General features: G+C 63.1%; 9 protein-coding genes. 7 read left to right on the top strand and 2 right to left on the bottom strand.

Translation table 11 applies throughout. The features are described from left to right. Window positions 1–7 precede the first annotated feature (7 nt). Together ACO550_RS37995 and ACO550_RS38000 are read right to left on the bottom strand one after the other, a co-directional pair. Window positions 8–703 (bottom strand): FCD domain-containing protein, encoded by a 696-nt coding sequence (locus ACO550_RS37995; RefSeq protein WP_315598000.1) that lies wholly within the window; start codon window positions 701–703, stop codon window positions 8–10. Window positions 704–798: 95 nt separating this feature from the next. Further along, on the bottom strand, window positions 799–2,427 hold the full coding sequence (locus ACO550_RS38000) for a sigma 54-interacting transcriptional regulator (RefSeq protein WP_315598001.1): 1,629 nt from the start codon (window positions 2,425–2,427) through the stop codon (window positions 799–801). A 350-nt stretch (window positions 2,428–2,777) separates the two neighbouring features. Here ACO550_RS38000 and ACO550_RS38005 point away from each other — a divergent pair, with 350 nt between their 5' ends. From ACO550_RS38005 to catA, 7 genes are read left to right on the top strand one after another with little or no spacing between them, the layout of a single operon-like run. Beyond that, window positions 2,778–3,005, top strand: coding sequence for a phenol hydroxylase subunit (locus ACO550_RS38005; RefSeq protein ID WP_315598002.1), 228 nt, complete (start codon window positions 2,778–2,780; stop codon window positions 3,003–3,005). 15 nt (window positions 3,006–3,020) lie between these two features. Beyond that, window positions 3,021–4,025 carry an aromatic/alkene monooxygenase hydroxylase subunit beta gene (locus ACO550_RS38010; RefSeq protein WP_315598003.1) on the top strand — a complete coding sequence of 335 codons (1,005 nt, stop codon included), beginning with the start codon at window positions 3,021–3,023 and terminating at the stop codon, window positions 4,023–4,025. Beyond that, the gene (locus ACO550_RS38015; protein ID WP_315598004.1) at window positions 4,022–4,294 is read left to right on the top strand and encodes an MmoB/DmpM family protein; all 273 of its coding nucleotides are present in this window, start codon (window positions 4,022–4,024) and stop codon (window positions 4,292–4,294) included. The genes ACO550_RS38010 and ACO550_RS38015 overlap by 4 nt, the downstream gene beginning before the upstream one ends. Window positions 4,295–4,327: 33 nt before the next feature. Continuing rightward, window positions 4,328–5,875 carry an aromatic/alkene/methane monooxygenase hydroxylase/oxygenase subunit alpha gene (locus ACO550_RS38020; RefSeq protein WP_315598005.1) on the top strand — a complete coding sequence of 516 codons (1,548 nt, stop codon included), beginning with the start codon at window positions 4,328–4,330 and terminating at the stop codon, window positions 5,873–5,875. Between the two features lie 22 nt (window positions 5,876–5,897). Beyond that, the gene (locus ACO550_RS38025; protein WP_315598006.1) at window positions 5,898–6,260 is read left to right on the top strand and encodes a phenol hydroxylase subunit P4; all 363 of its coding nucleotides are present in this window, start codon (window positions 5,898–5,900) and stop codon (window positions 6,258–6,260) included. 12 nt (window positions 6,261–6,272) lie between these two features. After that, complete coding sequence (locus tag ACO550_RS38030) at window positions 6,273–7,334, top strand: 2Fe-2S iron-sulfur cluster-binding protein (RefSeq protein WP_315598007.1); 1,062 nt, start codon at window positions 6,273–6,275, stop codon at window positions 7,332–7,334. Window positions 7,335–7,364: 30 nt separating this feature from the next. Then, complete coding sequence (gene catA / locus ACO550_RS38035) at window positions 7,365–8,282, top strand: catechol 1,2-dioxygenase (protein ID WP_315598008.1); 918 nt, start codon at window positions 7,365–7,367, stop codon at window positions 8,280–8,282. Window positions 8,283–8,349 lie beyond the last annotated feature (67 nt).

An 8,349-nucleotide genomic window follows, 5' to 3' on the forward strand; every position in this document is an offset into this window, starting at 1 on the left:
GATGGAATCAGGATTGGCGCAGCGGCAGGCCCAGTCGTGCGGCCGCGCTGCGCAGGTGTTCGGTGGCGCGTTGGCGGGCCAGCTCGGGATTTCGTGCGCGGATCGCGTCGAACAGCGCCACGTGTTCGCCATGCACCTGCGCGGGCAGGCCGGGCTGCTTGCTGGAATTGACCCGCGCGGTACGGATCGCATGGTGCAACTGCAGGTTCATGTACTGGAGCAGTTGCAGGTAATACGGGTTGTGCGTCGCCATGGCCACGGCGATATGGAACTGGATATCGGGCTCCACGCCGTGGTCGGGATCGTCGAGCTGCGCCGCCAGTGTGTCGAGCAGGGCGCCCATGCGCGATACATCCTGCTCGGTGCGATGCCGTGCCGCCATGGCCGCTGCCGCGCCTTCCAGATCGATCCGCAATTCAAAGATCGCGGCCAGGTCCGTGGCGTCGGCGTTGTCGGCCAGCCGGAAACCGCTATCGCTGACGCGCGAGCGTACCGTGCTGCCCAGGCCCTGGCGGCTTTCGATCATGCCCAGCGAACGCAGATGCTCGCTGACCTCGCGGATCACGGCGGCGCTCACGCCATAGCGTTCGGACAACTGCTTGCCCGTAGGCAGTCGCGTGCCGACCGGAAATGTCCCGTCGGCAATCTCGGCGCGCAGTTGCTGGATCACGCGCTCGGTCAAGGTAATCGGCCTGGTTTGCATAGGTCGCTACCTTACGCTTTTCTGGTTATCTGAAAACTAGGGGTAAATACTAATATTTAGGTGATCAAGGTGACCCGGCCGTCTACCTCAGTCATCTACTTCTTGAGCCGGTAAGCCAGTTGCGGCCTGGTGATGCCCAGCATCCGGGCTGCCGAAGACAGATTGCCACGCGTCGTGGTCATGGCCAGCGCCATCAGCTTCGCCTCGATCTGCGGCAACGACACCTGCTGGTTCAGCAGCTTCTCGATCAGCGCATCGGCATCCTCGCTTGGTTCGGGGCAGCCGCCGGGCTGCTGGCTGGCGAACAGATGCGGCACGTCGATCATGCCGGTAGCGGGCGCCAGTAGTACACCGCGCTCGATCATGTTTTCGAGTTCGCGGATATTGCCGGGCCAGGGATACTGCTCCAGAGCATCGCGCGCCCGCGAGGTCAGGCCACGCACCTGCTTCTGGTACAGCGCGTTGAACCGGGTGATAAATGCCTGCGCCAGTTCGGCAATGTCCTCGCGGCGTTCGCGCAGGGCGGGAATTGAAACCGGATAGGTACTGATGCGGTAGAACAGGTCGGCACGGAACTGGCCTTGCCGGATCGCCTGCGACAGATTGACGTTGGTGGCGGCAATCAGGCGCACATTGACCTTGCGCGCTTCCACGCCGCCGAGCCGTTCCACCTCGTTGTTCTGCAGCACCCGCAGCAGCTTGACCTGCGCGGCAGGGGGCAGGTCGCCGATTTCATCGAGGAACAGGGTGCCGCCATGCGCGCGTTCGAAGCGCCCCGGCCGCGATTGCTGGGCGCCCGTGTACGCGCCTTTCTCCACGCCAAACAGTTCCGATTCGATCAGTTCATGTGGAATCGCCGCGCAATTGACCGCAATGAACGGTTGCTCGCTGCGCGGCCCGTTGTCGTGCAGCCAGCGCGCGAACATTTCCTTGCCGGCGCCGGTTTCACCGGTCAGCAACACCGTGATATGGCTGTCGGCGGCGGCGGAGAGTAGGTTGAACGATTCGCGGAAGGCCGGCGATTGTCCGATCAGGTTGCCCTGGTTGGCGCCGCACAGCGTTTCACGCAGCGTGCTGACCTCCTGTTGCAGCGAGAGCAGGTCGCTGATGACCGAGTCGGGTTCGAAGTATTTCAGGTACTCGCCATCATCCCATTCCTCGGCGGGCTTGCCGACGATGCGGCACAGGTTGTCGCCACGACGCTGGCACTCGGTTTCCTTGTAGATCACCAGCCGGTCCATGAACGTGCTGCTATAGCCCGATGCATAGCCAAGCTGCACCCAGCAGCCGGCTTCCTCGCGGCTTAGCGCTTCATTGAATGGCGCTTCACCTTCCCACGAATCCTCCCAAAGGAATTCGCCGTAGAAATGACCGGTGTCGCGGTCCACTTCGAGCCGCACCGGTTCGACGCGGGTCACGCCTTCGAGCATATGCAGCTGCGGTCCCCACAGGAACGCCTCGTGCGGTGAGCTGGCCAGTTCTTCCTTGCGCTCGCGCTTGACCATTTCCGCATCGCGCATGCCTTGCGCATAGCCCATGCGGATCAGCAGGCCCTTGCCACGTTCCAGCCCAAGGGTGTCGAGGATTTCCCGACGCAGGTAGCTCAGGGCTTCGGTGTGCATCAGCACCATGCGCGATTCGCCCAGGCGGATCTGCGCGGCCTTGGCGTCGATGGTCAGTAGCGATGCCAGGTCGAAAGGCGGCGGTTTGGGGGGCGTTGTCATCCTCGTCACTCCAGATTCGTGCGGGCACTTTCTCGTGAAGTTCTCGTGAAGTGCCTCGGCTTTTCGCAAGCCTAGCACGGCCTTTCGCGCGTCCCGATAGGGGCAAATGCGCGGGTTCGATTCGATGCTGCGGCGCAGCGCGCCACGTTTTGATCATTTGGTGAAATCCGCCTCGATCACCTCATCAAATCATCAAGCAGCCTGCCCGGCCTGGGCGCGTCAAATTGGCTGCAATCCCTTGCGCCACAACGATCCGCGCGCTCTGGCACGGCGCTCGCTATAGATCTCGCACCTGATTTCAACAAGACAGCGCCCGCCGCGCAGCGTGTGCGGCGCAACAGGAGCGAGACATGTCAGATAACCACCGGAGTCCGCGCTACGTCCGCGTGACAGCGCGTGACGAGCGCTGGATCGAGTTCGAGTTCTCGATCGGCGATCCGGAGATGTTTGTTGAACTGGTGATGGCGCCCGCCCAGTTCCGGCAGTTCTGTCTTGACCAGGCGGCATCCCAACTGCCGAGCCACTCCCCCAGCCCCTTTCCCGCAGGCGGGAAAGCGGAGCAGACCCATAGCCACTAGAACGCAGGAGACACCATGCAAATCGACATTCGGACTGACGGCAGCGTCAATCCTGTCCGGCAGACCTTTGCCCATATCGCGCGGCGGCTCGGCGCCGACAAGCCGGCTACGCGCTACCAGGAAGCGATGTTCGACCTGCAGCCGGTCACAAGCTTCCACTATCGCCCGCTGTGGCAGCCGCAGTACGAACTCTACGACGCGCGCCGCACGCGCGTGGTGATGCAGGACTGGTACGCGCTCAAGGATCCGCGCCAGTTCTTCTATGGCGCCTACGTCAATGCCCGCGCGCGCCAGCAAGACATCATGGAGAAGAACCTTGAGTTCGTGGAAAAACGCGGCTTGCTTGGCACGCTGCCCGACGACGTCCGCGAACTGTTGACCGTTGGTGTGGTGCCGCTGCGCCATCTGGAGTGGGCCGCCAACATGAACAATGCGGCGATCACCGCCTACGGGTTTGGCTCCGCCATCACGCAGGCCGCGATGTTCCACACCATGGATCGGCTCGGCATTGCGCAGTACCTGACACGCATCGGCTTGCTGATCGGCGACAAGCCGGCGGTGGACCAGGCCAAGACCGCCTGGATGGAGGACATGACCTGGCAACCGCTGCGCCACGCCGCGGAAGACCTGCTGGTGCGTGACGACTGGTTCGAACTGCATGTGGCGCAGAACCTGGTGCTCGACGGCCTGGTGTACCCGCTGGTCTACCAGCAGTTCGACACGTACCGGTCAGCGACCAACCCCGCGTTTTCGCTGGTGACCGATTTCATGACCGCCTGGTATGGGGAATCCGCGCGCTGGGTCGACGCCACGGTCAAGACCGCCGTGCAGGAAAGCCCTGAAAACGCGGCCGTTATCCACGAATTCGCCGATGGCTGGCTGGAGCGCTTTACGCATGCATTGCGTCCGCTGGCGCAGCGACTGTTCGATGCCAATGCCGATGCTGAACTGGCGCAAGCCGTGCAGGCGCTGCGCAAGCGTCTGGCTGGCCTTGGTGTGAACCTCAAGGAGGCCCCATGAGCAACGCCCCCGTTTTCATCGCCCTGCAGGCCACCGACGACATGCGCGCGGTGATCGAGGCCATCGAGGCCGACAACCCTCACGCCACGGTCAACCACTACCCGGCCATGGTCAAGATCGACGCGCCGGGACGGTTGGAAATCCGCCGCGCCAGCGTGGAAGAGCGGATTGGCCGCGACTGGGACGTGCAGGAACTGCAGCTCGGCCTGATCTCGCTGGCCGGCAATATCGACGAAACCGAAGACGCATTCGTGCTGGCCTGGCACTGAACCACGCCTCGAAAACATATCCGGAGACAAGCCATGACCACCGCAACCGCCATTGCCACCGCGGCCCGTGCCGCCGCCAGGCCGAAGCTGTCGCTCAAGGAGAAGTACGCCGTCTTGACGCGCGACCTGGGCTGGGACACCACCTACCAGCCCATGGACAAGGTGTTTCCGCACGACAAGTTCGAAGGCATCGTGATCCATGACTGGGATGGCTGGGAAGACCCGTTCCGCCTGACCATGGATGCGTACTGGAAATTCCAGTCGGAGAAGGAACGCAAGCTCTACGCGATCATCGACGCCTTCCAGCAGAACAACGGCCAGCTCAATGTCAGCGATGCACGCTATGTCAATGCGCTCAAGCTGTTCCTGACGGGCGTTTCGCCGCTCGAATACGCGGCCCACCGGGGCTTTGCGATGGCTGGCCGCACGCTGCGCGGCGTAGGCGCGCGCGTGGCGTGCCAGATGCAGTCGGTCGACGAACTGCGTCACTGCCAGACGCAGATCCACACCATCAGCCACTACAACAAGTTCTTCAACGGTTTCTCTGACTGGCGCCACCTGCACGACCGGCTCTGGTACCTGTCGGTGCCGAAGTCGTATTTCGAGGACGCCATGACGGCCGGCCCGTTCGAGTTCATCACGGCCATCTCGTTCTCGTTCGAATACGTGCTGACCAACCTGCTGTTCATGCCATTCATGTCGGGCGCGGCCTACAACGGCGACATGGCCACCGTGACCTTTGGCTTCTCGGCGCAGTCCGACGAGTCGCGCCATATGACGCTGGGCCTGGAAGTGGTCAAGTTCATGCTGGAACAGGATCCGGCCAACCGCCCGATCATCCAGAAGTGGATCGACAAATGGTTCTGGCGCGGTTACCGCCTGCTGACGCTGGTGGCGATGATGATGGACTACATGTTGCCCAAGCGCGTGATGAGCTGGAAGGAAGCCTGGGAGATCTACTTCGAGCAGAACGGCGGCGCGCTGTTTGCCGATCTGGCGCGCTATGGCATCCGCATGCCCAAGTACCACGAGCAGGCGGCAAAGGAGAAGGATCACCTTTCGCATATCGCGTGGTCGATCTTCTACAACTTCAACCACGCCGCGGCCATTCACACCTGGGTACCCGAGCCGCAGGAAATGCAGTGGCTGTCGCAAAAGTACCCCGACAGCTTCGACCAGCACTACCGGCCGCGTTTCGATTACTGGAAGCAACAGCAGGAAGCCGGGCAGCGCTGGACCAATCCGGGACTGCCGATGCTGTGCCAGATCTGCCAGATCCCGATGGCGTTCACCGAGCCCGACGATCCGACGCAGATCTGCTATCGCCATGCCGAACACAACGGCGAGCACTACCACTTCTGCTCGGATGGCTGTCGCGACATCTTCCAGGACGAGCCAGAAAAGTACGTGCAGTCGTGGCTGCCGGTGCACCAGATCTTCCAGGGCAATTGCGGGGGCGCCACGTTGCCCGAAGTCCTGGACTGGTACCACCTGAAACCGGAGGACCGGGGCGACTATGCCGATTCGCAGGACCGTGCGAACTGGCAGCGCTGGACCGGCCAAGAGTCTGGCCAGGAATAAAACACGATAACGGAGACACATCATGCCAGTCATCGCATTGGAGCCCGGCTACACGGGCGAGGTCCGCGACCGCGTCGAGAATTTCCACGGCAACCAGCTGGTGTTCTTCGGCTGGGACCAGCACCGGTTGTTCTGCAGTCCGTTCACGCTGCCACTGCCCCCCGACATGCCGTTCGGCGCGCTGGTGGACAACGTCATCGTGCCGCTGCTTGGCGCGCACCCCGAAGGCGCCGCCATCGACTGGACCCAGGTCCAATGGTTGCGCGGCGATGCGCCGTTCACACCCGACGCCCAGGCCAGCCTGGCCGACAACGGCCTCGGCCACAAGTCGCTGCTGCGGCTGCGCACGCCGGGCCTGAACGGCATTGGCGGCTCGTACAACTGAGCGGAGGGTGCCATGAGCTATCAACTGACTATCGAACCGCTGGGCCAGACCGTGGAGATTGCGGAAGGCCAGACCGTGCTCGACGCATGCCTGCGGGCCGGCGTGTGGTTGCCGCATGCGTGTGGCCACGGGCTATGCGGTACCTGCAAGGTGCAGGCGCTGCAGGGCGAACTGGAACACGGCGAGGCATCGCCATTCGCGCTGATGGATTTCGAGCGCGAGGAAAGCAGGTGTCTGGCGTGCTGTGCCACGCCGCTATCGGACCTGACGATCGAGGCCGACATCGAACCCGATCCCGATGCCGAATGCTTGCCACTGATGGACTTCACGGCCACGGTCACGCGCATCGAGACGCTGACGCCGACCATCAAGGGCGTGTTCCTGCGCGTGGAAGGGGCCGATGCCCTGCGCTTCCAGCCGGGCCAGTACGTCAATGTCTGGATTGGCCAGGAAGCCACGCCGCGGGCGTTCTCGATTGCGTCGGCGCCCGCGTCGGACGAGATCGAACTGAATATCCGGCTGGTGCCTGGGGGCAGCGCCACCACCTACGTTCATGAAACGCTGTCCATCGGCGAGCGCTTGCAGCTGTCGGGCCCGCTCGGACGGTTCTTTGTGCGCAAGAGCGATCCGCGCCCACTGGTGTTCATGGCCGGCGGCTCGGGTTTGTCGAGTCCGCGTTCGATGGTTCTGGACCTGCTCGCGTCCGGCGATCCGCGCCAGATCGTGCTGGTGCATGGCGCGCGTACTGTCGACGAACTCTACTACCGCGATGCGTTTGAAGCGCTGGCCACGCGGCATGACAACTTCACCTATGTGCCCGTGGTGTCCGCCGAGCCGTTGCAAAGCAGCTGGACTGGCGAGCGAGGCTATGTCCACGACGTGGCATCGAGTCATTTCGGGCATGACTTCCGCGGCTGGCGCGCCTACCTGTGTGGACCGCCACCGATGATCGAGTCGTGCATTGCCGCGCTGATGCAGGGGCGCCTGTTCGAACGCGACATCTTTACCGAGAAATTCCTGTCGGCGGCCGACGCCAGCCAGGCCACACGCAGTCCGCTATTCCGTTCGCTGTAAAGACGCTGTACCCACAGAAAGGAGACAACCATGGACAAGATCCAGATCGACGCCGTACTCAACCGCATCGAGGAAACCACGGGCCAGCATGCCAACCCACGCATTGCAGCGATCGTGCACCGCATGGTGCGCGACCTGTTCTACATGATCGAGGACCTGGACGTGCAGCCCGAGGAGTTCTGGTCGGGCCTGAATTTCCTGGCCGAGGCCGGGCGCTCGGGCGAACTGGGCCTGATCGCGCCGGGACTGGGCTTCGACCATTTCCTTGACCTGCGCATGGATGAGGCGGAAGCAAGAGCTGGCATTGCCGGCGGCACGCCGCGCACCATCGAAGGACCGCTCTATGTGGCCGGCGCGCCGGTGGCGCAAGGCGAAGCGCGCCTGGACGACGGCACTGACGACGGCGAAGTGCTGGTGATGGAAGGGCAGGTCAGGGACGCCAGCGGCAAGCCGTTGCAAAATGCGGTGGTCGAGGTCTGGCACGCCAACTCGCTCGGCAACTACTCGTACTTCGATCCCACGCAGAGCGCCTTCAACCTGCGACGCAGTATCGTCACCGATAGTGAAGGGCGCTACCGTTTCCGCAGCATCATGCCGGTGGGCTACAGCGTGCCGCCAGACGGCACCACGAATCGGTTGCTCAAGCAGTTGGACCGCCACGGTACGCGTCCCGCGCACATCCACTTCTTTGTCTCGGCACCGGGGCACCGCAAGCTGACCACGCAGATCAATATCGATGGCGACCCGTATCTGTGGGAAGACTTTGCCTTCGCCACGCGTGAGGGGCTGGTTCCACCGGTGACACGCGTCGACGACCGGTCCGCGATGCAGGCCGCGGGCACCGATAAACCTTTCGCGATGATCCGCTTCGATTTCACCTTGCACGCGGAGAACACGAACGCCCCGCAGGCCGAAGTGGCACGTCAACGAGCAGCGGTAACAGCGTAGCGTGTGGTGATTGTTTTCTCCCCTCTCCCATGAAATGGGAGAGGGGCGGGGGGAGAGGGCCAGCGGC

The organism is Cupriavidus sp. (assembly GCF_057315035.1).